A 270-nucleotide genomic window follows, 5' to 3' on the forward strand; every position below is an offset into this window, starting at 1 on the left:
GCTCGCGCCGTTCACCGACGCGGCGCACCACTACGCGCACGGACACCTGACGAGCGTCGGCGTCGAGGTCCGGCTGGGCACCGGGGTCGCGGCCGTGCACGCCGAGCGGGTGGAGCTCGGCGACGGCACGGCGATCCCGACCCGGACCGTCGTCTGGGGCGGCGGGGAGTCGGCCGCGCCGGTCGTGCTCGGGGCCGGCGTGCCGGCCGGCCGCGGCGGGCGGGTGGGCGTCGCCGCCGGCCTGAGCGTGCCCGGGCTGCCCGGCGGCTA

Annotated in this window: 1 protein-coding gene; it reads left to right on the forward strand. The window is 81.1% G+C overall.

The annotated features are described in order from the left end of the window. On the forward strand, nucleotides 1–270 hold a 270-nt coding region (locus KVT14_RS20415), incomplete at both ends, for an FAD-dependent oxidoreductase (RefSeq protein ID WP_217617302.1).

Source organism: Cellulomonas sp. GbtcB1, assembly GCF_019091725.1.
In the GTDB taxonomy this organism is placed as follows: Bacteria; Actinomycetota; Actinomycetes; order Actinomycetales; family Cellulomonadaceae; genus Cellulomonas.